Annotated in this window: 24 protein-coding genes and 1 pseudogene; 13 read left to right on the forward strand and 12 right to left on the reverse strand. The window is 65.4% G+C overall.

All coding sequences use genetic code 11. From position 1 onward, the window contains the following. Positions 1 to 523: 523 nt before the first annotated feature. The 7 genes from IIB36_11420 to IIB36_11450 all read left to right on the forward strand — a co-directional run bounded on the left by IIB36_11420 (position 524) and on the right by IIB36_11450 (position 3,642). Positions 524 to 817: a hypothetical protein gene (locus tag IIB36_11420; GenBank protein ID MCH7532349.1), complete on the forward strand. Its 294-nt coding sequence runs from the start codon at positions 524 to 526 to the stop codon at positions 815 to 817. A 2-nt stretch (positions 818 to 819) separates the two neighbouring features. Then, a complete protein-coding gene (locus IIB36_11425; protein MCH7532350.1) occupies positions 820 to 1,044 on the forward strand; it encodes a DUF4926 domain-containing protein in 225 nt (74 codons plus the stop codon). A 250-nt stretch (positions 1,045 to 1,294) separates the two neighbouring features. After that, positions 1,295 to 1,516 carry an addiction module protein gene (locus tag IIB36_11430; protein ID MCH7532351.1) on the forward strand — a complete coding sequence of 74 codons (222 nt, stop codon included), beginning with the start codon at positions 1,295 to 1,297 and terminating at the stop codon, positions 1,514 to 1,516. Further along, entirely contained in the window at positions 1,510 to 1,803 is a 294-nt protein-coding gene (locus IIB36_11435) for a type II toxin-antitoxin system RelE/ParE family toxin (protein ID MCH7532352.1), read from the forward strand. The genes IIB36_11430 and IIB36_11435 overlap by 7 nt, the downstream gene beginning before the upstream one ends. A 254-nt stretch (positions 1,804 to 2,057) precedes the next feature. Beyond that, complete coding sequence (locus tag IIB36_11440; GenBank protein ID MCH7532353.1) at positions 2,058 to 2,252, forward strand: hypothetical protein; 195 nt, start codon at positions 2,058 to 2,060, stop codon at positions 2,250 to 2,252. A gap of 24 nt (positions 2,253 to 2,276) precedes the next feature. After that, the gene (locus IIB36_11445; protein MCH7532354.1) at positions 2,277 to 2,525 is read left to right on the forward strand and encodes an OsmC family protein; all 249 of its coding nucleotides are present in this window, start codon (positions 2,277 to 2,279) and stop codon (positions 2,523 to 2,525) included. Positions 2,526 to 2,595: 70 nt separating this feature from the next. Further along, the gene (locus IIB36_11450) at positions 2,596 to 3,642 is read left to right on the forward strand and encodes a fructose-bisphosphate aldolase class I (GenBank protein ID MCH7532355.1); all 1,047 of its coding nucleotides are present in this window, start codon (positions 2,596 to 2,598) and stop codon (positions 3,640 to 3,642) included. Between the two features lie 4 nt (positions 3,643 to 3,646). On the opposite strand, the pseudogene IIB36_11455 reads toward IIB36_11450, so the two are convergent. The 4 genes and pseudogenes from IIB36_11455 to IIB36_11470 all read right to left on the reverse strand — a co-directional run bounded on the left by IIB36_11455 (position 3,647) and on the right by IIB36_11470 (position 7,672). Beyond that, positions 3,647 to 4,436 (reverse strand): annotated as a pseudogene (locus IIB36_11455) (SDR family oxidoreductase). Further along, on the reverse strand, positions 4,436 to 5,881 hold the full coding sequence (locus IIB36_11460) for a sodium:solute symporter family protein (GenBank protein ID MCH7532356.1): 1,446 nt from the start codon (positions 5,879 to 5,881) through the stop codon (positions 4,436 to 4,438). Before IIB36_11460 ends, IIB36_11455 begins: the two are co-directional and overlap by 1 nt. A gap of 15 nt (positions 5,882 to 5,896) precedes the next feature. After that, the gene (locus tag IIB36_11465) at positions 5,897 to 6,886 is read right to left on the reverse strand and encodes a P1 family peptidase (protein MCH7532357.1); all 990 of its coding nucleotides are present in this window, start codon (positions 6,884 to 6,886) and stop codon (positions 5,897 to 5,899) included. 108 nt (positions 6,887 to 6,994) lie between these two features. After that, entirely contained in the window at positions 6,995 to 7,672 is a 678-nt protein-coding gene (locus IIB36_11470; protein MCH7532358.1) for a hypothetical protein, read from the reverse strand. A gap of 202 nt (positions 7,673 to 7,874) precedes the next feature. On the opposite strand from IIB36_11470, the gene IIB36_11475 reads away from it, so the two are divergent. Then, on the forward strand, positions 7,875 to 9,149 hold the full coding sequence (locus IIB36_11475; GenBank protein ID MCH7532359.1) for an acetylornithine deacetylase/succinyl-diaminopimelate desuccinylase family protein: 1,275 nt from the start codon (positions 7,875 to 7,877) through the stop codon (positions 9,147 to 9,149). Positions 9,150 to 9,333: 184 nt separating this feature from the next. Further along, positions 9,334 to 10,668 carry a beta-lactamase family protein gene (locus IIB36_11480; GenBank protein ID MCH7532360.1) on the forward strand — a complete coding sequence of 445 codons (1,335 nt, stop codon included), beginning with the start codon at positions 9,334 to 9,336 and terminating at the stop codon, positions 10,666 to 10,668. 16 nt (positions 10,669 to 10,684) lie between these two features. Here IIB36_11480 and IIB36_11485 read toward each other — a convergent pair whose 3' ends face one another. From IIB36_11485 to IIB36_11500, 4 genes are all read right to left on the reverse strand, one after another. Then, positions 10,685 to 12,229 carry an alkaline phosphatase D family protein gene (locus IIB36_11485; GenBank protein MCH7532361.1) on the reverse strand — a complete coding sequence of 515 codons (1,545 nt, stop codon included), beginning with the start codon at positions 12,227 to 12,229 and terminating at the stop codon, positions 10,685 to 10,687. Between the two features lie 35 nt (positions 12,230 to 12,264). Then, positions 12,265 to 12,612 carry a hypothetical protein gene (locus IIB36_11490; protein MCH7532362.1) on the reverse strand — a complete coding sequence of 116 codons (348 nt, stop codon included), beginning with the start codon at positions 12,610 to 12,612 and terminating at the stop codon, positions 12,265 to 12,267. Positions 12,613 to 12,871: 259 nt separating this feature from the next. Beyond that, the gene (locus IIB36_11495) at positions 12,872 to 13,846 is read right to left on the reverse strand and encodes a TRAP transporter substrate-binding protein (GenBank protein ID MCH7532363.1); all 975 of its coding nucleotides are present in this window, start codon (positions 13,844 to 13,846) and stop codon (positions 12,872 to 12,874) included. 5 nt (positions 13,847 to 13,851) lie between these two features. Continuing rightward, positions 13,852 to 15,351, reverse strand: coding sequence for a serine hydrolase (locus IIB36_11500; protein MCH7532364.1), 1,500 nt, complete (start codon positions 15,349 to 15,351; stop codon positions 13,852 to 13,854). 192 nt (positions 15,352 to 15,543) lie between these two features. Between IIB36_11500 and IIB36_11505 the strand changes: the two genes are divergently transcribed. Further along, positions 15,544 to 15,909 (forward strand): alcohol dehydrogenase catalytic domain-containing protein, encoded by a 366-nt coding sequence (locus IIB36_11505; GenBank protein MCH7532365.1) that lies wholly within the window; start codon positions 15,544 to 15,546, stop codon positions 15,907 to 15,909. Positions 15,910 to 15,942: 33 nt separating this feature from the next. Here the strand turns inward: IIB36_11505 and IIB36_11510 are convergent, their stop codons facing one another. Next, positions 15,943 to 16,554, reverse strand: a complete 612-nt coding sequence (locus IIB36_11510) for a hypothetical protein (protein MCH7532366.1) — start codon at positions 16,552 to 16,554, stop codon at positions 15,943 to 15,945. A 125-nt stretch (positions 16,555 to 16,679) separates the two neighbouring features. Between IIB36_11510 and IIB36_11515 the strand changes: the two genes are divergently transcribed. From IIB36_11515 to IIB36_11525, 3 genes are all read left to right on the forward strand, one after another. Then, entirely contained in the window at positions 16,680 to 16,880 is a 201-nt protein-coding gene (locus tag IIB36_11515) for a type II toxin-antitoxin system VapB family antitoxin (protein MCH7532367.1), read from the forward strand. A gap of 8 nt (positions 16,881 to 16,888) precedes the next feature. Continuing rightward, positions 16,889 to 17,293, forward strand: coding sequence for a PIN domain-containing protein (locus tag IIB36_11520; protein MCH7532368.1), 405 nt, complete (start codon positions 16,889 to 16,891; stop codon positions 17,291 to 17,293). A gap of 153 nt (positions 17,294 to 17,446) precedes the next feature. Beyond that, positions 17,447 to 19,108, forward strand: a complete 1,662-nt coding sequence (locus IIB36_11525) for a M28 family peptidase (GenBank protein ID MCH7532369.1) — start codon at positions 17,447 to 17,449, stop codon at positions 19,106 to 19,108. 9 nt (positions 19,109 to 19,117) lie between these two features. Here IIB36_11525 and IIB36_11530 read toward each other — a convergent pair whose 3' ends face one another. The 3 genes from IIB36_11530 to IIB36_11540 all read right to left on the reverse strand — a co-directional run bounded on the left by IIB36_11530 (position 19,118) and on the right by IIB36_11540 (position 23,786). Continuing rightward, positions 19,118 to 19,795: a hypothetical protein gene (locus IIB36_11530; GenBank protein MCH7532370.1), complete on the reverse strand. Its 678-nt coding sequence runs from the start codon at positions 19,793 to 19,795 to the stop codon at positions 19,118 to 19,120. Positions 19,796 to 19,829: 34 nt separating this feature from the next. After that, a complete protein-coding gene (locus IIB36_11535; protein MCH7532371.1) occupies positions 19,830 to 22,397 on the reverse strand; it encodes a hypothetical protein in 2,568 nt (855 codons plus the stop codon). 66 nt (positions 22,398 to 22,463) lie between these two features. After that, entirely contained in the window at positions 22,464 to 23,786 is a 1,323-nt protein-coding gene (locus IIB36_11540; GenBank protein ID MCH7532372.1) for an aminotransferase class I/II-fold pyridoxal phosphate-dependent enzyme, read from the reverse strand. Positions 23,787 to 23,792: the final 6 nt, after the last annotated feature.

Genomic DNA, 23,792 nt, shown 5'->3' on the forward strand with positions numbered 1-23,792 from the left:
CAAGGTCTCTTGATGCGTATGCCCGTTAGTCCCGATCGTCTACCATAACCCGGTTCAAGATCGTGAAAGCCCGATAGCGCGGCAGCTGCCGCGCGTACGTATCGCAGTGGTCGACCATCGCTACGTCAGGTAACGCCTGATTCACGCTCTCGCTGTAGATCCTACGCAATATCGAGTGCTCCTTAGTGTGGCTTCGCCACACATGTCGCACTCGCCGACCCGGTGGGTCGGTTTCGCTGTCGTGGCTGCGGTGACCTGCACTCGACATTGACTCATCGGCCCGCTGCGCGGGAAGACCTTCCGCTCGGCCGCTACGCGGACACTCCGTCAGACGCTCACCTCGCTCGACCCAGAAGCATCGTCCGAAAGCGCAGGTCACGCGCAGCCTGCTAGCGCCCCGTGACTTGCGTCTGACTCCTTGTCGTGAATCAATTGGGCCGTTACGCGACATCAAACAGGACATTTTGGGAGTTGCCGTCTGAGTTTTCCGAGAGGAAGCGGGTTCGAGATCGCGCGCCGCAAGGTGACTCACTACCTGTTGGCCACGGCCCATCCGGTGGGTGGATCCAAAGCGCGCTACTTCGAATCCCGTGGCTATGTCCTGGATCGTCCCGAGGTCTTCGAAGCGAGCCTTGTACAGGCGGCTGAATCTGGCGACGTGCTCAACGCGGAGGCGACGGAGTGGGGAACCAAGTACTATTTGGTCTCGACCGTGCCTGCCCCCGATGGGAACCCGATGACTCTCGGCACCGTATGGATGGTCGATAATGAAGGAGGCCGTCCGGTGCTGGTGACGGCTTACCCGAGTGGAAGATGACCATGAAAGAACTAGGAACCGTAGTCCTGCGCCGCGACCTGCCCGAGGTGGGGCTTGAGGCCGGTGATGTGGGCGTGATCGTTCATAGACATGCCGGGGATTCTTACGAGGTGGAGTTCGTGTCAGGGGAAGGCGCGACTCTCGGGGTTGTAACGCTACCGGCTTCCGATCTTCGCCCGATCGACGCGAAAGAGATTCTTCACGTGAGAAGCCTCGCACACAGTTAGGGCGTTTGACGTCGCGTGACGCCGCTCTCCCGCTCGGGCCCTCAGAAAGCGCTGTCGCGCCGAGCGTGAATGGCACTATCGTGGGAAGCGACGGGCCCGGCCCCTACGGGGACACTCCGGTGAGCACTGACATGCTCGCCTCCGCGTCGGGAGCGCCTGTCCGTCCGTTACCTCACACGGCTCATGGAGACATGGCACCGAATTGTCCTGATGCAGTATGATGAAAGGACGCTATGGACCAAGGGATCAAATGACGATTGACGAGCTGGAGCAAGAAGTACTGAAGCTCTCGGCGGAGGAGCGCGCCCGACTCGCCGAGCGCATCATATCCAGCCTAGATAGCGAGGCCGAGATTGAGCGAGAGTGGCTCGCGGAGGTCCGGCGCCGAGATGCCGAGTTGGACTCGGGTGACGTTGCCGGCATCCCGCTTGAGGACGCCCTCACCTCGATACGCTCGCGCTTCGGGTGGTAGAAGTCATCGTCCACCCTGCCGCACTGGCAGAGTTGACGGAAGCATCAGCCTTCTACGAGGAGCGAGCTCCGGGCCTCGGCCGAGACCTTTTCGAAGAGGCTGTGCGGGTCTTCCAACTCATCGGCGAGAACCCGAGCATCGCAGCGGAGTTCGAAGAGCCGTACCGACGGTATCTGTGTCGGCGGTTCCCGTTCAGCGTTGTGTATCGGGAAAGTCGCGGAGGTGTCCGTGTGCTTGCCGTGATGCATCAGCGGAGGCGTCCGGGGTACTGGAAGTCAAGCGACTAGGACTAAGGAGACAGCACCCAGGCCAATTCTGCACCCGATATTGAGATTTCGCATACTTGCTACTTACGTCGCTTCCCATACTTCATCGGTGCGGCTCCCTGGTCGAGGACTTCATGTCACATTGAAGCTAGAATCAGGAGCCATGCACCAACGCCACGCTGTGCTAGGAGGGTCACTGTCCACATCGCCGGCGCCTTGCCGGGCCCCGGACCGTCTCATACGATCGCCACTCACCCTTTAGCGAGCAGAGCACCATGTCCGACGTCATCTACACCGCCGACATCAAGATCAAGCGTCTCAAGGGTCCGCACCGCCACGCGTGGCTTCCCGCGCACGACGGACCCGTCGAGTTCGGCGTGCACAGCGCGATCGCAGCCCACTACGGGGTCGAGCCCGAACGCGAGATCACGACCACTCTCGACTATGTGATGGCCGCCACGGGCGGCTGACTAACGGGAACCTTCGGAGGCGCGCTGGAGGCGCGCGGAATCAATGCGAGTGACGGAGCCCTGACGGCGGATGTGCGGGGCGAGGTCGAGAAGGAAGACGACGGCGTGATCGTGATCCGCCGCATACATGTGACGTATCGGCTGGAGGCGGGGGAGGAGCACCGGGAGACCATCGAGCGCGTGCACGGCTTCCATGCCGAGAAGTGCCCTGTCTACCGATCGATCCGTAGCTCGATCGACATCACGACGGAGTACACGCTGGATGACGCGTAGCCCTTAAAGTGGGAGAAGAGACTAACATGGATTCGCGTCAGAACTGTTACCGTTGGAAAGGAATGAGGTGTTGACCGTTACTCAGCCCCCAGCGGCATCGTCGCTCGCAGAGATCGCCCGAGCGCTCGTCGCGGACGGCAAGGGCATCCTTGCCGCGGACGAGAGCCATCCAACGATCGAGAAGCGCTTCCGGACGATAGACGTTCGATCAACGGAGGAGGACCGGCGCTCGTACCGCGAATTGCTCTTCACGGCCCCCCAAATCGAGCAGTATATCAGCGGAGTGATCCTGTTCGATGAGACGACGGACCAGGTCGATGCGTCGGGCACACAGCTGGTCGACCTACTGAAGGCTCGCGGGATTATTCCAGGCGTGAAGGTCGATCGTGGGGCCAAGCCGCTGGCAAAATCTCCGCGCGAGAAGGTGACCGAAGGTCTGGATGGACTGCGCGAGCGCCTCCATGACTATCGCGAGAAAGGTCTTCGTTTCACGAAGTGGCGCGCAGTCATCGCCATTGGCGACGCACTTCCCACGCCCTACTGCATTCGCGCAAACGCAGATGCGCTAGCTCGATACGCAGCGCTCTCGCAGGACGAGGGGCTGGTCCCGATCGTGGAGCCGGAGGTGCTCATCGACGGCGATCATACGATCGAACAGTGCTACGATGTGACTGAAGCCACTCTCCACTACGTCTTCGATGTGCTCCACCAACACCGCGTTGATATGGACGCCATGCTTCTCAAACCGAACATGGTGCTGTCGGGAAAGAGCTGCCCGGATCAGGCAGAGGTCGAGGTCGTCGCGGACCTAACGGTGCGGTGCCTGCTGAACTCGGTCCCGGCGGCGGTTCCCGGCATCGTCTTTCTTTCGGGTGGGCAGACTTCCGAGCAGGCGACGGAACGGTTGAACGCGATGAACGCTCGCGCGACCGAGGCGCCGTGGCAGTTGAGCTTCTCGTACGGTCGGGCGCTGCAAGAAGCGCCCCTCAGTGCCTGGCGGGGGGACCCCGCCAACACCGAGGCGGCACAGCGCGCGCTGTGCCACCGAGCGAGGCTCAACGGCGCCGCCCGGTACGGGCGATACGCGCGGGAGATGGAGAGCGAGGTCGAGGCGTAGCTTCTCACATGCCAGGCGGTGTGAACCTACCGTCGATCGCCGTCCACCCACCGTCGGCGAAGAGGACCGTGCCCGTCACGTAGCTCGCCGCGTCGGACGCCAGAAAGACCGTGGGGCCCGCCATCTCTCGGGCGCTTCCCCAGCGCTTGAAGATGTTGCGGTCCCCGTATGCGTTGTACCACTCCGGCTTGTCCTTTATGGGCGCCGTCAGCGGAGTGTCGATGACACCGGGGGCCACAGCGTTCACACGCACGCCGTGCCCCCCGAGCTCCGCGGCGGCGGCTCGCACCATCTTGCACGATGCCGGCCTTGGTGGCTGCATACATGCTCTGGCCGGGCTCCACGACCAGAGCGCGGATCGAGCTGAACAGGATGATGGAGCCCGAGCCTTGCTCGCGCATGATACGGCCGGCCGCCTGGAGCACGTGCGCGTTGCCCTTCAGGTTCACGCCGAGCACGAGGTCGATTTCCTCGTCGGTGTAGTCCAACAGGGGCTTTCGCACATTGATCGCAGGCGTGCACACCACGACGTCGAGCGAGCCTCGCTCGGCGGCGACGGCTTCGAAGGCCGCGGTGACGGCGGGGCCGTCGACGATATCAACCCGTCCGGCGTCGGCTTCGCCGCCGGCCTCGCGGATCGTCGCCGCCGTTTCCGTCGCTGCGTCCAGCTTCACATCGAGGCAACGCACGTACGCGCCCTGCTCGGCGCATCCGATCGCGACGGCCTCACCGATTCCTGAGCCTCCTCCGACGACCGCGGCGTTCTTTCCTTCGAGGCTGAACATGGGGGACATCAAGTGGTCTTTCCTTCGGATGGAGAGGAGGGTGCCCGGCGCCGGACCATGGCTACGAGCACGAAAGCGGCGGCCGACGCCAAGATGCCGAGCAGCGTGGGATCGAGCAGACGACTCGAGTCCGACAGCGCGTCCAGCCGCATGGTGAAGAGCACGGCGACGCCCGCGCCCATGCTCGCCAGCGCCTCGGGTACGCCGCCGCGTCTGCTGAAGAGGCCGGCGATGATCGGTACGAAGAGGCTCACGGAGAGTACGGTGTAGAAGAGGACGAGCGCTCCCAGGACCGTGGGCTGGATGAGCGCGAGCGAGACGCCCAATACTCCGCCCACGACGGCCGCTGCGCGCGCGACACGAAGGACTTGCTCGTCCGTCGCCTGTGGTGAGACGAAGCGTTTGTACAGGTCTTTGGAGAGCGAAGTCGACAACATGAAGAGCACTGCGTCTGCAGTGCTGACCTCGGCCGAGAAGATGGCTGCGAGCCCGAGCGCGCCGATGAGGGGTGGAAGGCCCTGCGTCAACACGACCGGGATCGCGAACTCGGAGTTGGCGCCGAGGTCGGGCGCGTACACGTGCGCGATCATCCCGAGCAGCACCGGCACGAACGCGAAAACCATGAGCACGAGGCCCTGGATCCCGATGCCCACGCGCAACGCTCTCTCGTCTCGCGCTCCGTACGACTTCTGGAGCAGCCCCGGTGAGACGACGAAGGCCGGGACGAGAAATGCCATCAGAATCCAGCCCGACTCGGGGCCGGTCCAGAAGCTGGACCAGTCTGCCTGATTTGGCGCTGCTGCCTGCACCGCCTCCCATCCCCCGGCCGCCGAGAGCGCGAGTGGCACGACGAGGAGCATGCCGGCCAGCAGCACGACGAGCTGCACCATGTTCACCCAGGCGGACGACCAGAGCCCGCCGGCGGTGAAGTAGACCGTGACGACGAAGCCCCCGAGCAGCGCACCCACCCAGCGAGGCGTGCCGAGCACGAACTCGAAGATCTGTGACATCGCGATGAGTTGCGCCGACAGAACGGAGAGCGTGACGATCCAGAGCAGTACCGCGATCGTCGCGCGGACCGCACTGCCGTATCGCAGCTCGACGTAGTCACCCGCGGTGTAGAGTCCGTTTTGCGTCGCGACTCGCCAGATCCTGGGTCCGACCCACATGGCGAGGATCAAAGTCCCGATGCCCGCGGACCCAACCCACCACCAGGCGGAGATTCCGTCCCGATATCCAAGGCCAGCAGCCCCGATGAGGGAGCCGGAGCCGATGTTGGCGGCGAGAAAGGTAGAGAAGATCAGTCCAGGACCGAGGCTCCGGCCTGCGACGAAGAAGCCCTCACTGCCCTTTACGCGCCTGGAGATCCACAGCCCGAACGCGATGAGTCCGAGCGCGTAGACGATGAGCGCGCCCAGGTAGAGGCCGACGGGTGCGTTCGGGTTCGGGTTCACGAGGCACCTTGCGGACTAGTTCCCAAGGTCGCTCACGCTCGGGATGCCCGGCAATCCTTCCGCCAACCTCACCGCTCTGAGAATCGCTTCCGCCATCACGTCGGCAGCCAAGGCGCCGATCAGCGTCACGTTCGCCGGTCCCTCGAGCACGCCGGTCGCGAGCGCGAAGACCGTGTCCCCGTCGCCCATCGTGTGCGCGGGATAGATCGTGCGAGCGAGCCCATCCTGCGCCATCTGCGCGACCTTGGTCGCCTGGGCTTTGGTGAGCGTGGCGTTCGTGGCGACCACGCCGATCGTACTATTCGCGCCGGCTTCGATCTGTGGCTCTTCACCGCTTCCGCCGGAGGCGCGGAGCAGGAGGCGCGCGTCCGCAAAGCCGCTCCCGTCCTCGGTGCGAACACCGGCCACGACCTCGCCGGTTGCCGGATCGATAATGTCCCCGACCGCGTTCACCGCGACCGCCGCGGCGACGACCAGCCCGTTCTGAAGCATGACCGACGCAGTTCCGAACCCGCCCTTCATGGCGCGGCCGGAACCGCGCATCTTGCCGACGGTGGCGCCGGCGCCGGCTCCGACGGAGCCTTCGGTGGCGGCCTCGGAGGACGCGGCTTCCGCCGCGGCGAAGCCACACTCAGGCCCCGGGCGGATCTTGTCATCGCCCTCGAGGCCCAGGTCGAAGAGGATCGCCCCGACGACGATCGGCACGACTTTCCCCCGTCCGACCGGCCATCCGATGTTACGCTCATCCAGGTAGCGCATGACACCCGACGCGGCGTCGAGGCCGAAGGCGCTCCCTCCCGACAGCACGACCGCGTGTACCTGATCGACCATGTTGACCGGGTCGAGCAGCGCGATCTCACGGCTTCCCGGCGAGCTGCCGCGCACGTCCACACCGCCAACGGCCCCCTCCCGCACCAGGATGACGGTGCACCCCGTAGGCCGTTCGCTCAACGTGTGGTGGCCGAGCTCGATGCCCGGCACCGCCGTGATGCCCCACGCGTCCATGCCGGGTCCCCCCTGGGCCTCGAGCGGCCCATGCGAGATCGGGGCCCCCACGAGGAGGGCCCCGACCATAAGCATCCGTGACTTCTTCGTCACGTCAGTCCTTCTGCATCAAAAAGTCTCCGCGCGCGCCGCGGGTTGCTCGGGCGTGTTCGCGTCGATCGCGAAGCAGTAGAAGAACCCGTTCCCACCGGTGGCTTGCAGGTCTTCCTGGCTGCAGCCACCGGAGCCGTGCGCGGAATTCCACGACTCAGGGTTCTGGCCGCCACCTTGCCGGTCATGGTGACCCACTCGGGTGCTGCCTTCGCCGTCGCTGGTCCAGTTGTCACAATTGGTGTTGTCCTCACCCTCGAACACGGTCCCGTCGAGGTTGGAACCAGTCAGGATGTCGTGCATGTTCGGATCGTCGCCCCGGCCGTTCGACTCCATGCCCTTCTCCGACAGGATCGATTGCTTCGTGAGGTTGGCGGCGTCCGAGTGTAGTGCGGTGACGTCCGCCGCGATCATGTCGCCGGCGTGGTTGTGCCAGGGCCCCGAGCCGATGCGGTCACGAGCGTTCACCGCGGGCTCGCCGTTGCGGGCCAACGCGCTCAGGTACGCGTGCCAGGTGAGGTCGCTGGACCCTACGGCATCGGCGAGATCGGCGCAGTGCTGATCCGCGCCGTCGAGGCCTCCGAGGTTCGCTCCGTCACCGGGACCTGCGCTGGTGATGAAGAAGGTCATGGCGGCGTCCTGCGCGGCGGCGGGAGCCGCCGCGACGAGCGCCAGGGCGGCGAGGGCGGCAATCATCTTTTTCACGGTGCTCTCCTGCTTCGTTGTGGAGCGGCACGCCGGACCTGCGTCCAGTGTGCCGCCTCTGCAATACGTCCGGGCAATGTCCGGAGGATGGGCGGAACCGGCAATAGGGGAGTGGCGGATCTTTCGCGGTTCGGGCCGGGGCATAGCTTGACGCCCTTCCGAGCGTTGCATTCTCCCCTGCCGCCCACGCTCCATGTCTCGCTCCGCTTCCGTCGATCGCGTGCTCGCCGAAGTCGAGCGGGCCCGTGACGAGCTCGTGGACTTCGCCGCGGAGTTGATTCGAATTCCGACGGTGAACCCACCGGGTGAGAACTATCGCGAGTGCGCCGAGACCATTGGTGCGCGTTTGGGCGCCTGGGGCATGGAGGTGGAGTACGTGGAAGCGGAAGGACGCGCCGAGCATACCAGCGCCCATCCACGCGTGAATGTGATCGGACGGTTGGCTGGCGCCGGTGCGCGGCCGTGCCTGCACCTGAACGGCCACTTCGACGTGGTGCCGGCGGGTGGCGGGTGGACGGTCGATCCCTTCGGTGGGCTCGTGCGGGAAGGGCGGCTCTTCGGGCGCGGTGCGTCGGACATGAAGTCCGGGTTGGCGGCCGCGGCGTTCGCGGTGGAGGCGATCCGTCGAGCGGGCGCCGAGCTGCGCGGCAGCATGGAGGTCAGCGGCACCGTGGACGAAGAGAGCGGTGGCTTCGCGGGTGTCGCCTACCTGTGTGAGGCAGGCCACATCGCTTCGGACCGCATCGACTACGCGATCATCCCCGAGCCGTTCGGGCCCGAGCGCATCTGCGTGGGTCACAAGGGTGTGTACTGGTTCGACGTCATCGCCCACGGGCAGATCGCCCACGGCAGCATGCCTCACCTGGGACGTAACGCCATCTGCGACATGGCGGCCTTGATCGACGCCGTGGCGTCACGGCTGGGACCGGAGTTGGCCCAGCGTGTCACCGCGATGCCGGTCGTCCCGGAGGCGTCGCGTCGAGCATCGATCAACGTCAATGCGGTGGCGGGTGGGCAGGCGGGGCAGGAGCAGCAGAGCTCCTGTGTGGCCGATCGTTGCGTCGCGACGTTCGACCGTCGCTTCATCGCTGAGGAGTCCTACGACGAGGTCCGCGCGGAGGTGGTGGCCATCGTGCGGCAGCTCGAGGCTGAGCAGCCTGGACGCCGCTATACGATCGAGGACCGCATGGTCGTGAATCCCGTGCAGACGCCGGACGGCTCACCAGTCGTGGCCGCCCTCTCTCGAGCGGTGGCGCGGGTCAGAGGGTCAGAAGCGTCCTTGGTGGGTAGCCCCGGTACGTACGATCACAAACATTTCGCACGTATTGCGGGCGTCGAGCACTGCGTCGCCTACGGACCCGGCCCGCTCGAGGAGGCGCACCAGCCCGACGAGTCGTGCTCGATCGACGATCTGGTAGCCTCGAGCCAGGTGATGGCGTTGGCGGCGTTGGAGTTGGTCGGCTGCTAGCCTTCCTGCGGCTACCCCACAAGTTGTTCGGACCGTTCTTCCGGAGGCAGTGAGATGGCGCCGAGCACCGCGCTCGTGAGCCAATACTACGACGTGAAGCCGGCGCTCGGTCTCCTCGCGCCATTGGGCAAGCGAGCCTAGAATCATGTCCGGACTGTCACGATTCCGCTGTAAGGAGGGGAGTATGCGCACGCTCAGCGCCAGGTCGGCGTTCCTGGGACCCATCCTGGCGATTACGCTCGTCGTCTCGGGTTGCGAAGCGTCCCCCGGGGCTGCCGCAGCCGGTACGCCTCCGGCGCTACAGCGCTCGGCGCCGGAAGCCGTGGGCATGTCGTCGGAGCGCCTCACGAGACTGCACGATGGGATGCAGCAACTCGTGGACGAGGGGCTCCTGGCCGGAATAACGACGATGGTCGCGAGGCGCGGACAGGTCGTGGACTTCCGGACCTACGGCTACCAGGACATCGAGGCCGGGGACCCCATGGAGGAGGATGCGATCTTCCGGATCTACTCCATGAGCAAGCCGATCACCGGCGTCGCGCTCATGACGCTGTACGAGGAAGGTAAGTTCCGCCTGTCCGATCCGGTGCAACGGCACATCCCGGAGTTCACCGATCTGAAGGTCGCGGCGTCATGGGGGGGCGACGGTCCGGTGCTCGAGGACGCCGACCACCCCATGACGATCCGAGAGCTGATGTCGCATACGGCCGGGCTGGCGTACGGCATCGGTGCTCCAGGTCCGACAGACAGCCTGTATTCCGCGCGGGGCGTTCTCTCCAGGGAGCAGACGCTCCAGGACATGATCGACAAGCTCGGTGCGATGCCGCTTCGGCATCAGCCGGGCACCCGCTGGTACTACAGCATCGCGGTCGACGTTCAGGGCTATCTCGTCGAGGTCCTCTCTGGCCAGCCGTTCGACGAGTTCCTCCAGGAGCGGATCTTCGATCCGCTCCGCATGGTTGATACCGGGTTCCACGTGCCAGAAGAGAACCACGACCGCCTCGTCCAGTACTATGGCTATGACCGCGAAGGCGATCTCCTCCCGCCAGCCAATACGGGGGCCGCGCCCGGATCGAGACCATTCCTGGACCCGACGACGTTCTTTTCGGGCGGTGGGGGGCTCGTATCGACCACGACCGATTACATGCGCTTCTCACAGATGCTGCTGAACGGCGGCGAACTGGACGGTGTGCGAATCCTCTCGCCCACGACGATCGAGTTGATGACCCGAAACCAGATGCCGCGCGACAACCCGGAGCGCAGTCCTGGGCAGGGCTTCGGACTCAACTTCAGTGTCGTGTTGGACCCCGTCGCGGCGGAGTTCTACTCGGTGGGCGAGTACTATTGGGGCGGAGCAGCCGGCACCTGGTTCTGGATCGACCCGGCCGAAGATCTGATCTTCGTCGGCATGATTCAGCAACGAGGCGGTCCTCGGCGTCCCAACGTGCGCTCGATTTCGCACCGACTAACGTATCAGGCCATCATCGAGCCGCTGGCCGAGATGCACGAGGACGAGTAGGGGCCACCTGACTCGGCTAGCCTTCCTGCGCGCCCGGCCTCCCATTCTCCACCACGAACGTCGCACGCGTCTCAATAGCCGCACCCGGTTCGGTGACCACAGGCACGATCTTGAACTCGCTGGTCCACAGATCGGGCGTCACCTCCGCGGTCACGTAGCCTCGCTGGCCGTTGTAGAACTTGATGTGTGGATTGTCCGAGAGTCGGCGCTCGCCGCCGGCTGTCATGTCCTGGCCGTCGCCATTGGAGCTGATCGAGGTACCCACGAGCTCGGTTGCGACGACGGGTGACGTCAGGTCGTCGAAGTCCGTGTGCAGGTCGGCCACCCAGTGCGAGTGGATGTCTCCGGTGAGCACGATGGGGTTGGGCGTGCCGACCTCGGCGAGCAGGCCGAGCAGCGCCTGACGTTCGGCCGGATAGCCGTCCCACATGTCCATCGACCACGTCTCATCGCCATCCTCGTTGTTCCCGCGTAGACGGGCCATCATCACCTGCTGGGCGAGCACGTTCCAGCGGGCGTCGGTAGCCGCCAGACCCTCGAAGAGCCAGTCTCGCTGACGTGCGCCGAGGATCGACTGGTCGCTCGCGATGTGCTGAGCGCAACTCGGTTGCGTGCGGTCACCGCACGGTTGGTCGCTCCGGTACTGACGGGTGTCGAGCACGTCCATCTCGATCAGGTTGCCGAAGCGGAGCCGGCGGTACAGCTGCGCGTCCGGACCGACCGGCATCGCAGCCCGCCGTAGCGGCATGAACTCGTAAAAGGCCTGGTAGGCGGCCGCGCGGCGCAGAAGTAACTCCTCCACCGTCTGCTCGTCCTCGGCGACGTCGTCCGCATAGTTGTTGTCGACCTCGTGGTCGTCCCACGTCACCACCCAAGGCGCGGACGCGTGGGCCGCGATGAGATTCGGATCTGAGCGATACATCGTGTACCGCGCACGATAGTCGTCGAGCGTCATGGGCTCGGGAGCCTCGTGGTGCCGGACGAGGTTCTGACCGTAGGACATCTCGTAGATGTAGTCGCCGAGATGCACGATCAGATCGACGTTCTCGTCGGCGAGGTGCCGCAAGGCGGTGAAGAGCCCGTGCTCGTAGTGCTGACACGACGCGAACGCGAACCGGAAGCGATCGACTGCAGCACCGAAGGCAGGGGCGGTCTTGGTGCGTGCTACCGGGCTCACTTGGCCTCCGGCCATCAGCCGATAGAAGTACTCACGCCCGGGCTCCAAGCCGGCGACCTCGACGTGGACCGAGTGGCCCAGCTGGGGCGTTGCCGAGGCACTTCCGGACTGCGCGATCCGCCGAAAGCTGTCATCCTCCGCGATCTCCCAGTCGACCCCGACCGCCTGATCGGCAGCCCCGGCGGCTTCGAGCGCCGAACGTGCCAGGCGGCTCCACAGGACGACACCGTCGGGGGACGGGTCGCCGGAGGCGACACCCAGCGTGAAGGGATTCGACGAGAGCGCCAACGAGCGCTCGGTCCCGCAGGCGGGAAGAGAGCCCAGCGCGACGAGCCCGGTCACGCCTCCCGTGAGTCGAAGGAAGTCGCGACGTGTGCCGCGCATGTGAAAGAGGTCGTACCACTCGACGTCGCGTGTTTTCATCGTGTGCCTTCTCTCAAGACGCGCTCTGCCCGCGCGGGGTTGAAGCTTCCGCAAACGCAAAAGCGGGCCATGTACGCACATGCCTGTTCGGGCGTTCGTCGTCCCGACCGGACCCACTCGACCATCTTCTTGGCCAGGGTTCCCGAGACCATGCCGTGCCCGCACATCGTCGCCAGCCGACGTGGCGCGTCGTTCACCGGACCGTATTTCAACGCGGTCTCGAGAAAGGTCCGTTGTTTCGGTACGCAGTTCTGGTCGTTGTAGCCGCGGGCCGGCATCGCGGTCACGATGTAGTCGTCGGTGAAGTCTGGAAGACGTCCGTAGCGGTGGAGCGTGTGCCGCATCGGCCTCGTCCATCGCGACCTCGATGATGCACGACATGACCTTCTCGTCGAAGATCTCGGGGTTGAGCAGTCCGAGTGCTCGGTCGGTCATCAGGCTCGTCACCGGATTGTGTTCCTCGAATCGAACCGGACAGGAGGCGAGCGCGACGGTCACCTTCTGAACGTCGCGAAAGCGCGTGCCTACGCCGGGACGGCCCAGCTCGACGGTGAGTCCCACGGTACCGACGTCGATGCGGCCCGTGACGTCGTTGGTCGATCCTCATCGACTTCCCTCGTCTGCCAGAGCGAGCGCCCTTTCGATCCAGGCTCGGCCACCCGGAACCTGAGCGCCGAAGTCATCGTACACGGGAGCGCTTTCGCGGACAAAGGCATCCCGATCCACCTCGTTGATCTGCATGCCCGAGGCGGCCAGCTCGGTGAGAAGTCTCTCGTCGATCGCGCGGGCGGCCTCGAACACGAACGCTTGCGTGTCCCGCGCAACGGCCGCGAGCAGCTCGCGCACGTCTTCGGGAAGGCGGTCCCACGCGTTGGGTGCGACGATGAGGTACGCGGGACTGTAGACGTGGCCGGTCAGCGACAGGAACGGCTGGACGTCGTCGAAGGACGCGGTGGCGATGTTGGTGAGCGGGTTTTCCTGGCCGTCCATGACTCCGGTTTGAAGTGCCATGAACACCTCGGAGAAGGGCATCGGGGAGGGGTTCGCGCCCCACGCCCGGAAGAGCGCGATCCGCCAGGGGCTGTTCGGAGTTCGGATCTTCATGCCGTCCAGGTCGGCTGGAGAGACTATGGGCCGAACGCTGTTGGTCACATGGCGAAAGCCGTTTTCCCAGAGCGCGAGCACGCGATACCCCTCCCGCTCGGCGAGCGGCGCGAGCTCGGGCCAAAAGAGCGTGCGCTCGATCTCGCGCATCTGTGCGCGGTCACGCACCAGGTACGGCATGTCGAAGAGCGCGAACGCGGGCACTACCGAAGACATGACGGTCGACGGCACCGAGAGATCGACGGTGCCGAGCTTCAACTTCTGCAGCACCTCGCGGTCGTCGCCGAGTTGGGCGGAACCGTAGACCACGACGGTGGCGCGACCCGCCAATCTCTGGTTCGCGATACGCGCGAACTCGTCGGCCGAGATCGCGATGAGTGATTCGGGCGGCGCGGAGTGGGCGAGCTTGAGCTCGAGGTGCCCGGGCTCAGCACATGCCGTCAGCGCTAGCGTGAGGAAGACGAGGCGACGCATCGACTTCAGTCGGACTCGGGGATCGCTTCCATGAGCTTCTCCAACGCCAGGTTCAGGATCCGACTGCCCGGCCCGCTTCCGCGAAAGTGCCCGAGCCGCACGACCACCAAGTCGTGCGTGGGAATGATGATGGTGCGCTGACCACCGCCGCCGGACGCGTAGTACGCGCTCTGGGGGACTGGCATGCCGCCGGTTCCGTTCAGCCAGAAGAGGCCCCCGTATATCGGGCTGTCCCATGCGGGAGCGGGGGAGCTGACGAAGTCGACGTACCCCTCCGGCAACAGGCGCTCCCCGTTCCAAACGCCGTCTTGCAGGTAAAGCATGCCGATGCGGGCCCAGTTCCTGGCGGTGCCGTAGTCGTAGCCCGTGAGCTGGAAGTTGCCCCACGGGTCGGTCTCGAGCACCTGGCGGCGGATCCCGATCTTGTCGAAGAGCGCTCGCTGTGGGAAGGTGAGGTACTGCTCGCCTCGCGCCTCGACCGTGCGACGAATGACGTAGCCCAGCGAGAGCGGATCGGAGTTCCGGTACCGGCCCTCGGTGTTCGCGTCGAACTGCATGGGCCGGTTCACGGAGAAGTCGAAAATGTCGACCGCGCCGGTGTACACGTACATGTGATCAGGGTATCCGCTGTTCGGCCCGTAGTCCGGATCACGCGGCGCAGTGAAGTGCAGCCCGCTGCTCATGCGCAGGAGGTCGGAGACGCGGATCGCCCCACGCGGGTCGTCGGGCCGCTCGTGCCACTCGGGCACCGGTGCGGGGTCGTCGAGCGCGAACTCCCCTTCGTGAATGAGCAGCCCGATGAGCGTCGCGGTGAGGCTCTTGCCCATGGACCAGCTCTCGAGCTGCGTATCGAGTCCGATCCCCTGCATGTACCGCTCGGCGATGATCTTGCCGCGGTGCGTGACCAGGAACGCAGCCGTGTATGCCTCCGGGTCGGAGAACGCCAGATCGACCGCTTGCTCGAGCGCGGCTCGGTCGATCTCGGGCCCGAGCGGCTCATCGGGAAGAAGATCCCCCATCGGCCACGGCGTGCTTTCGGCGGGGGGTAAGGTGGACACGACCGGCACGGGGTCGAAGAACGGCGCTCTCTCACCCGCCGGCAGCAGCACGCACCCCTGGTCGCCCGTATAGACGGCGGTACGCGTGACCGAGTCCCCGTAGGACATGCTGAGCGTCTGCGCGTCGCGATCGATCATCGGCCGGGAGACGTTCGGCAGCTCGCTCTCGGGCATCATGAAGTAACCCGACGTATACAGCGCTTCATCGATATCGCGGCCCGAGACGAAGACGGCCGAGCACATCACCTTGGTGTAGCCAGCGACTCCCAGCTCGAGGTCGCTGCCCTCGGGGATGTACCGGAAGTCGCCGGCCGGTGCCGAGACGCCCGCGCCCGCGGGCGCGTCATCCGCGGAGGAGCACGCCAGGAACGCGACTGCCGTGACCGCGAGGCACGTGCGGCGACGGAAAGCCACCACCGCCTCCGATCTGAGTGTGAACCTTACCATCAGGCACAGTACGCCCTGTGGAGAAGCCTGTCCAAGCGGCACTCGGCGCGACAAGTTGCCGACCCGACCGGACCCGAACGGATCAGCTCCGACCCCAAGTGAGATTCCCTCATGAAGTCGATCACCTTCTAGGACATCGAGTCCCTGGCCTTCGAGGACGCCGATGACCCGCGCATCGAGTAGCCGACCGACGTGCTCGTCCGGGTTAGCGCCCAGGGTATCTGTGGCTCCGATCTTCATCCGTATTTCGGTCGCGAACGGGGTCTCGACGTCTGTACGGTCATGGGACACGAGCTCGTCGGTGAGATCGTCGAGGCGGGAGAGCCTCACCTCGTGCTTGCGCCTGGTGAGATTCACGACCGCAACCTGACGTATTCCGGAGGACGATGCCCGGCACGTCACTACCTGCCGGCATCCCTGCGTTTGGCGCAGCGAGACGCCGATCTCATCGGCGCACTGATCTCGCACCGGCTGCTGCTCTGCGAGGGAGTCGAAGCCTATCGGATGTTTGCCGAGTGCCGCGAGGGGTGCAGAAAAGTAGTGCTCATCCCGAGCTAGAATCGGGATCTGCTGGACTTCTACGGCCGGATGCTAGACGCGGACCCACCAGTTCTTCGACTTGCCGCCTTCGACCCGCTTGAATCCCACTTCCTTCAAGTCGCCTCGAAGCGCGTCGGTCAGGCGCTCGGCCTCCTTGGCGCTGAGGTCGCCCTCGAGCTTCAGTACGGTTCCTCCGTCGCCGCCGATGGCGACCTTCACGTCGCGCGCCGGATCGCCGAGCTCACGTAGTTGGCGAGCGAGGTCGTTCGCGAAGGCCCGTCGATCGTCCTTGGTGACGACCCGGTCCTTGCGCTTCCTCTTTTTCTCTTCGTCCGCGCGTGCGTCCGTCCAGGTGAGCATCACTCCTGGCAGCGACATGGGCAGTCCGATCGCGAGTCCGAAGAGCAGCATCGCGCCCGCCGAGGCAAGCTCCGGCTGCCCACCGATCGAGTCGAGCATCGAGGTGACCATCCAGTAGGCCGCGCCTCCACCCAGGCCGACGGACACGACCGCGAAGACCGCGATGCCCGCGCGTTTCACGTTGAGCAGCATCTCGTGCCCACGAGGCTTGCGCAGCAGCCAAGTGGTGCCGAGTGACGTGCTCAAGCCGCCGAGCAACATCGCGACGATCTGCGGCGCGTACTGTCCCAGTCCGCTTTCCATGCGGAGAAGCTAGCGGGCGCTTGCGCAGACGTCCCGTTCACGCATTCGCTTCGCCCGGCTTGCACTGCACGTTTCTCTGTACGCGTCCTCAATGGATGTGTAGATTAATGTGTGGAGGTACACACATGGCGACCAACTTAGCTCTCGACCCGGACTTGCTCGACCGTGCGCTGGCGGTTAGCGGGCAAAAAACGAAGAAAGCAGCGGTGACCAAAGCCCTCGAGGAATTTATCGCCCGCCGCGAGCAACGGGAGATCCTCGATCTTTTCGGCAAGCTCGACTGGGACCCCGACTACGACTACAAAACGGAGCGCTCACGGGGGTGAGGCTATTCGTGGACACGAGCGTGTGGTCGCTGGCGCTGAGGCGGAACGATCCCGCAGCGATCCCCGAAGTGAGGGCCCTGGGCGAGGCCCTCGAGCAGGGCGACCTCGTGTTCACCACGGGTCTCGTTCTCCAGGAGTTGCTCCAGGGCTTCCGGGGCCCGAGGGCCCGGGACGCGATCATCCGCCGGTTCGCCTCCCTGCCTTTCCTCGTTCCCGAGCGGAGCGACTACATCGAGGCGGCCGGAGTACGTAACGAGTGCAGGCGAAAGGGAGTGCAGGTCGGAACGATCGATGCCCTGTTCGCCGAGCTTTGCCTGAGCAACGACCTGACGATCCTGACTACCGACCACGACTTCCATCGGATCGCCGACATCCTTCCGCTGTCGTGCTGGAGGTCCACAGCAACCGGCTGACGCCTTCCTAGCCCTAGCAGCGAGCGTGATCCCGGCACGAGGTGGATCGTCTCGCCAGCGGCCCTAGCAGCTCGCGCGCACCGAGCTGCGTTCTCATCTTGTGATCGGCATGGGCCGTTCCGCCGATCTCCCGAGCCTCCGTTGGAGATGGACATGAAGCGATCTCGAAGCCACCGACTTCTCCCTGGCCTAACCGTCGTCTCGATGCTCGCGGCGCTCGCGACGTGCGGCGACGCTAGGGCCCCCGAGAACGGTTCGATCACGCAGGACAAGCTCTCCGCCGACCTGCACGTGCTCGCACACGATTCGATGGGTGGCCGGTTGGTGGGCTCCGAGCACCTCGGCGCCGCGTCAGAGTGGATTGCCGGGCGGTTCGAAGAGCTGGGCCTCGAGGGCGCGGGAGACGGAGGAGGGTACTTTCAGCGGTTCGACCTGACGTGGTTCAGCCTGGGCCAGGGCAATCGCTTGACCGTATCTGGTTCTGGTTCGGCGCGCCTGCCCGGCGACGGGTGGAGCCCTTCCAACGCGAGCGGGACCGGTTCTGTGACGGCGCCTGTCGTCTTCGCCGGCTTCGGCCTCGTGGAGCCCCGGCTCGGCCATGACGACTACCTGGGCGAGGACGTGAACGGCCGCATCGTGCTGGTGCTCGATCGCGAGCCCGGGGTGGCCGATCCCGCGAGCCCGTTCGACGGGGTGGTCACGACGGAAGCGTCGCGGGAGTGGCGCAAGGTGCTTGCAGCGCAGGAGCGGGGAGCCGTTGGCGTCCTTCTGACGAGGGATATCCACAACCGCACGGCTGTGGAGGATTGGGATAGGACTCACGCGGCGAATTGGCCCGACGAGCCTCGTCGCATCGAGCGCTTCACGCTCGGGGCCTGGGCGGAGCAGATCACGATCCCCGCCGCGCGCATCTCGACCGAGCTCGCCGAGGCACTGGTGAACCGGGCGGGGCGATCGCTCGAGGAGCTCGGCATGGAGGCCGAGCGGGCTGAGGGGGGAATGGGGTTGCTCGAGCTACCGGGTTCACAGGTCACTATGAACCTGGCAGTGGATCGCCACGACCTTCCAGGCGCCAACGTCATGGCGATGATCGAGGGCTCGGATCCCGAGCTACGCGACGAGGTCGTGATCATCGGGGCGCACCACGACCACAACGGCGAGACCGAGACCGAGGTCTTCAACGGCGCCGACGACGACGGCTCCGGCACGGTCGGTGTGATGGCGATCGCCGAGGCGTACGCCCGTGCCGCGGAGCGGGGGGACCGGCCACGTCGAAGCGTGATCTTCGCGATCTGGGATGCCGAGGAGCGGGGCCTGCTCGGCGCGTGGTACTACACGCTCCGCCCGCTCTTCCCGCTACGGAGCACGGTAGCCAACCTCAACATGGACATGATCGGGCGGCACGAAGAGGTGCCGCCAGACGGCGGCGGGCGCTTTCGTGGGCTCGAAGTGCAGAGTGCCGAGTCGAACTCCAATGCCACCAACATCCTCGGCTACAGTCGCACGCCCGAGCTGGCCGCGATGGTGGAGGCCGCGAACCGCTACGACCTCACGCTGCGCATGCGCTACGACAACAACGAGTCGAATCTGTTGCGCCGGTCGGACCACTGGCCCTTCCTGCAGAACGACGTGCCTGCGGTCTGGTTCCACAACGGTCTGCACCCGGACTACCACACGCCGAACGACACGCCGGAGCGCGTCGAGTACGAGAAGATGACACGCATCGTCCGGCTTGTGCATCAGACGAGCTGGAACGTGGCGAATGCGGATGGAAGGCCCGCGATCGAAGGGATGGCGTCGAGGCCGCGGTCGTGAGACCTACGCCTACGGGCAGACCCACGTCAGCAAGCGGATCTCGCCGGCTACGTCCCCGCAGTTCTCATCCGTAGACCGGGCCCCGATCCCGACCTCGACGAAATCTTCACGACACGCACCGGCGCCCGAGCCGTCGCACTGCACGACATGCCATGGCCCGCCGCTGAGCTGCTGTGACGAATCGACCATGGGTACACAAGAGAAGTCGATCGTCGTCTCCGCACGTTGCCCGCGTCGGATCCGGAAATCACCTTCGCTCGGCTCCATCTCGAGGTCCAAGTCGCCGATCCCGACCTCCTCGAACTCGCGCTGAGGCACGCCGGGGATGAGCGGCTCTTCCAGGGGGTCCCCGGGCTGGGGGATGCGCCAGTGACCCGTACTCACCGAGATGTGCGCGCTCAGGATGCCGACGAGCAGGTCGCGGAACTCTCGGTCGATGAAGACCAGACGCAGGCCTTGGGAGACGTATGCGATTGGCGGCTCGGACATCGGTGTGACTATGCGGGCGGCGTCTCCGGCGTAAGACCGGACGATCGGGTCCAGGACCGTGCGGCCGGTGGTCGTCGTCGAGGCCCCGCGTTCCGCCTGGGAGCGATCGGTGCAAGCGACCAGCGCGACGACCGGGGCACCGAGGCCCGCGGCGCCCAGACGTCGCAAGAACGTTCGGCGGTCCCAGGGTTTCGTCATTGGTGCCTTCTGCACGGTCCGAACGAGCGGTCCGCTACAGAGCCGCGAGCGCCTGGCGCTGTCGCTCGAGCCGGTTCTCTCGTTCGCGGGCGAAGCGAGCGACCCCCTGAAAGATGGAGTCCGTGTCGAGCCCGGCTTCCGTGATCACGTCGTCTTCGGTCCCGCCGGTCCGCCAGCGATCGTCGTGGTCCGCGTACAGCGAGTACTCTTCCGTGAGCGGACCGAAGTCGGGCAGGGGAGGCACCCGCTTGGTCATCGTGCTGACGACCATGCTGTCATAGCGCGAAGCGTCGGGGTAGATGTGGTTTCGGTAGTCCGCGCGCTGATCGGCGAAGAGCTCCGGACTGATCACCGCCGCGACCCGCACGTTGATTTCCTCTGCGTCCAACCGATCGAGGCTGCTCACCAGGTTCACCGTCGAGCTGGAGCCTTGGACCCAGACGGTTCCCATGGGCGGTAGGTGGGCGTCGTAGTCCCGGATCAAGTAGATGCCCTTCGCGGCCGCCTTGAGGTCGGAGTCGGCGAATTTCGTGCGGTCCGCCACCGGAGAGTCGGGCCGAGCCACGTGGATCGCGATGATCCCGACCTCTTGGGTTCTGGCCGCCTTCGCGACCGCCGCGAAGTAGCCGGGGGCGACGTCGTTGTAGTCCCAGAAGTACAGGTTGATGATCTGCCCGCGTGGGAAAAGCGTCCAGACCTGTGGCGCGAAGATCCCGAAGTGGGTGCGCGCGTCGGCGGCCGTTTCGGGTCCCGAGTGACCCGCCAGAATCGTGAGCACGCCCAACCGGAACCGGCTGTCCTGACTCTGCTGGCTGAACACGCGGGCCGGTGTGTACATGAGAGGGGTGAACGCGCCGTACGTCCCTGAGAGACCCCAAACGCCAGCGTGGACGGACGGATCGGCCGATGCGGTCTGATTCACCAACCCGATGATCGTGGACACGTTGACGGCTTCTTGGATCGAGGCCTTGAGGCGTGTCCCGCCCCGGTTGTCCACCGGATCATAGTGCCCGAAGAAGTGGGACCCCTCCACGTTGATCGAGTTGGAGAGGTCGGCGGCTACCGTCAGGAAGCGACCCCCGGTGACGTAGTTGAGCCACCGGCCCACCTCGCTGATCGCGCGGCGTGCACCCTTCTTCTCTCCGGCCGGGAGCAAGAGTTTGATCGTGCTCGACACGGACTCACCAGAGTGCGGGTCGGTGACCGTGACCTCGGCCGGCTCGGTGGGAAGCCCCTCGGGCGTCAGCCGTTCGTCGAGGAAGGGATCGGTGGTGGTATCGATATCGACGGAAAGCTGCCGGTTCAGGCCCTCGGCGATGTCCACGAGACGGTCGGCAATCCAATCACCGAGCTCGGACTTCTTGTCCATGACCGACAGCGCGACGTCGACGTTGGTCTTGAACTGGATGAGCCGCTCGGCTTCGGATTCGGGGGCTCCGTCCCGGATCCCATTGAACTCGACGCCGTACCGTCGCTCGAAGGACTCGGCCAGAGCCACGAAGTAGGGGGAGTTGATGCCGAAGCCGTACGGGTGGCTCGGAAAACCGACGATCTGGTCACCGACGCCGGCTAGCTTGCCGTTCTCCACCCCCGGCCACCACCCCTTCACGGTGGGACCGACCAGGATCATCGGGCGGCGGTCGTCCTCCGGCCACTCCTCCATGAGCGTCAAGGCGGCGAAGATGTCGTCGAAGTCGTTGCCGTTCTCGACGCGCAGGACGTTCCAGCCGTAGGAGCTCCACTGCTGGGCGATGTCGTAGCCTTCGTACTTCGGCTTGATCACCCCTCCCAGGAGCGAGTCGTCGATACCCGCATTGTTCAGACTGAGCAGGATGCGGAGGCGCTTGCCGACCTGCTGGGCCAGTGCCGCGGTCTTGAGCTCTTGGGCATGTCCTTCGGTCAGGGCGAACTCGCCTTCGAAGGCCATCACCTTCAAGCTGGGCGGGGCGCCGATGAAGTCCCAGAACATCGCCTTCCCGGCTGCCGTGGCGATCCCGATACCCGACGGACCCCCATTCACGTCGTTGGTCACGTCGGTGCTCTCGGCGTGCCCCATCAAGGGCCGGATTCCCCGGAGCTTCGCCTGCGCGAAGAGCGGGTGGTCGGCAAGGCCGTTCTGCTCGAGGATGGTGGCCATGGCCCCCTCGCTCCGGCGGAAGCCGAGAGCGTCGACGGAGAGAATGGCGACCGCCGGGTCACAAGCATACCGGTCGTCTCCCGTGGCCGAGTGCCGGCGCGCCATCGCCTCGTACAGGATCATCCAAAGCGCATAGCACGTCGGGACGCAGTGTCCGCCGGCCAACATGAACTTGTCGCTGAACGGGTGCTTGGGCTCCCGAATGTCGTACGAGAGTCCGCCCATCTCTGGCCCGCCGAGGTGGAGCGCCACGTTGTAAGGCGTGTACGCCAAGGGGCCGCCGAAGTGGCCGGATCCCCGGTAGTTGCCGAGCAGCGTGAGCAACATCGCCGTCATGAAGGCTACGTCGTCGAAGTACTCACGCCGGTAGGCTGGGAGCTCGACGGTGTGAAACGTCTGCTGCTGTCGGGAGCCAATGGTGGTCACGGTGGCCACCTTGGGCCCCGTCGCGACTTCTGGGGTCATCTTCTTTCGGGTCCCGTCTCGGTCAACGATTAAGAAGGTGCGTCGTCGTGGTCGACGGCGACATGTCTACAGCGTGAGTTTTGTGGCCGTTTGAACGAAGCTCTGGAAGCCGTCGGCGTCCTTGGCCGCGATCGCCATGCGGCGCACGGCCTCCGCGAGCTCGTCATCCGCGTTCGCCGTCGAGATCCGAAGGAAGTGCTGGCCCTCGCTGCCCAACGCGTTGAACGAGCGCCGATCCATTGTGGCGACGTGGTAGCGGTGCAGGAGGAAGAGCTGGAAGAGCGTCGCCGGGCTCGAGTCCGAGCGGATACGCTCCGGCAGCCGGTCGTAGGCATCCAGGACCCCGATGCTCTCCAGCGCCCCGCCTACGTTGGGGAAGGCGTAGAAAGCGCCCTTCGGGTTTTGGCAGGTGATCCCGTCGATCTCGTTCAGACCCGCGACCACGAGGTCGCGGCGGCGTTGGAATGCATCGACCATCTGCTGTATCGCCGGGCCGCTCTCGGGAGACTCGAGTGCCTCGATCGCACCCCACTGGTTGTACGGCGGGATCGACGCGAAGAAGTTGATCGCCAGCTTGCGGTGGACCTGGGCCTCCTCCGCCGTGGGGTACACCGCCCAGCCCACGCGGCCTCCTGTCCACGCGTAGGTCTTGGAGCAACCGGAAGCGATGATCGTTCGTGCCTCCATGCCCGGCATCGACGCGATCGAGACGTGCTCGTCCCCGTCGAAGGTGATCGCCTCGTACGCCTCGTCCGAGTAGACGCGCACGTCGGGACCCGTCTTCTCGAGGATAAGTTCCGCGATCTCCGCGAGCTGCGCCCGCGTCGCGACACCGCCGGTCGGGTTGGACGGGAAATTCAGGAAGATCAGGCCGGTCTTGTCACTCAGCAGCGGCTCGAGCGCCGCGCGTGTGAGGCCGAAGCCGTCCTCTTCCTCGAGCACGACCGGGACCGGTATGCACCGGAAGTACGGGATGAACGACTCGAAGAGGGGGTATCCCGGCGAGGGGTAGATGACTTCCTCTCCGGCCTCGCTGTACGCCATGTGCGCGAAGCCGATAGGGGGTCGCCCGCCCGGATAAACCACCACGCGCTCCGGTCCGATGTCGAGCCCGTGCTTCTCGCCGAGTGACCTCGCCACCGCAGCGCGCAGCTCAGGAATTCCTTGCGGGTCGCAGTACGTCGTGAGCCCGGCGTCCAGCGCGCGTTTGACCGCGTCGGTGATGTGCTTTGGCACCGGGAAGTCCGGTTGCCCCAGGTTGCATCGGATGACGCGCTCACCCTTCGCCTCGACCTCCGCGATCAACGCTCCCAGCGCGAATGCGGCTTCGGTGCCGATGCGATGGACTCGGTCGGCGAAAAGGGGGACGGGTGGGGCGGCGATGGTCATTCGAAA

Source organism: Gemmatimonadota bacterium (assembly GCA_022560615.1).
Taxonomy (GTDB): Bacteria; Gemmatimonadota; Gemmatimonadetes; order Longimicrobiales; family Gaopeijiaceae; genus UBA1138.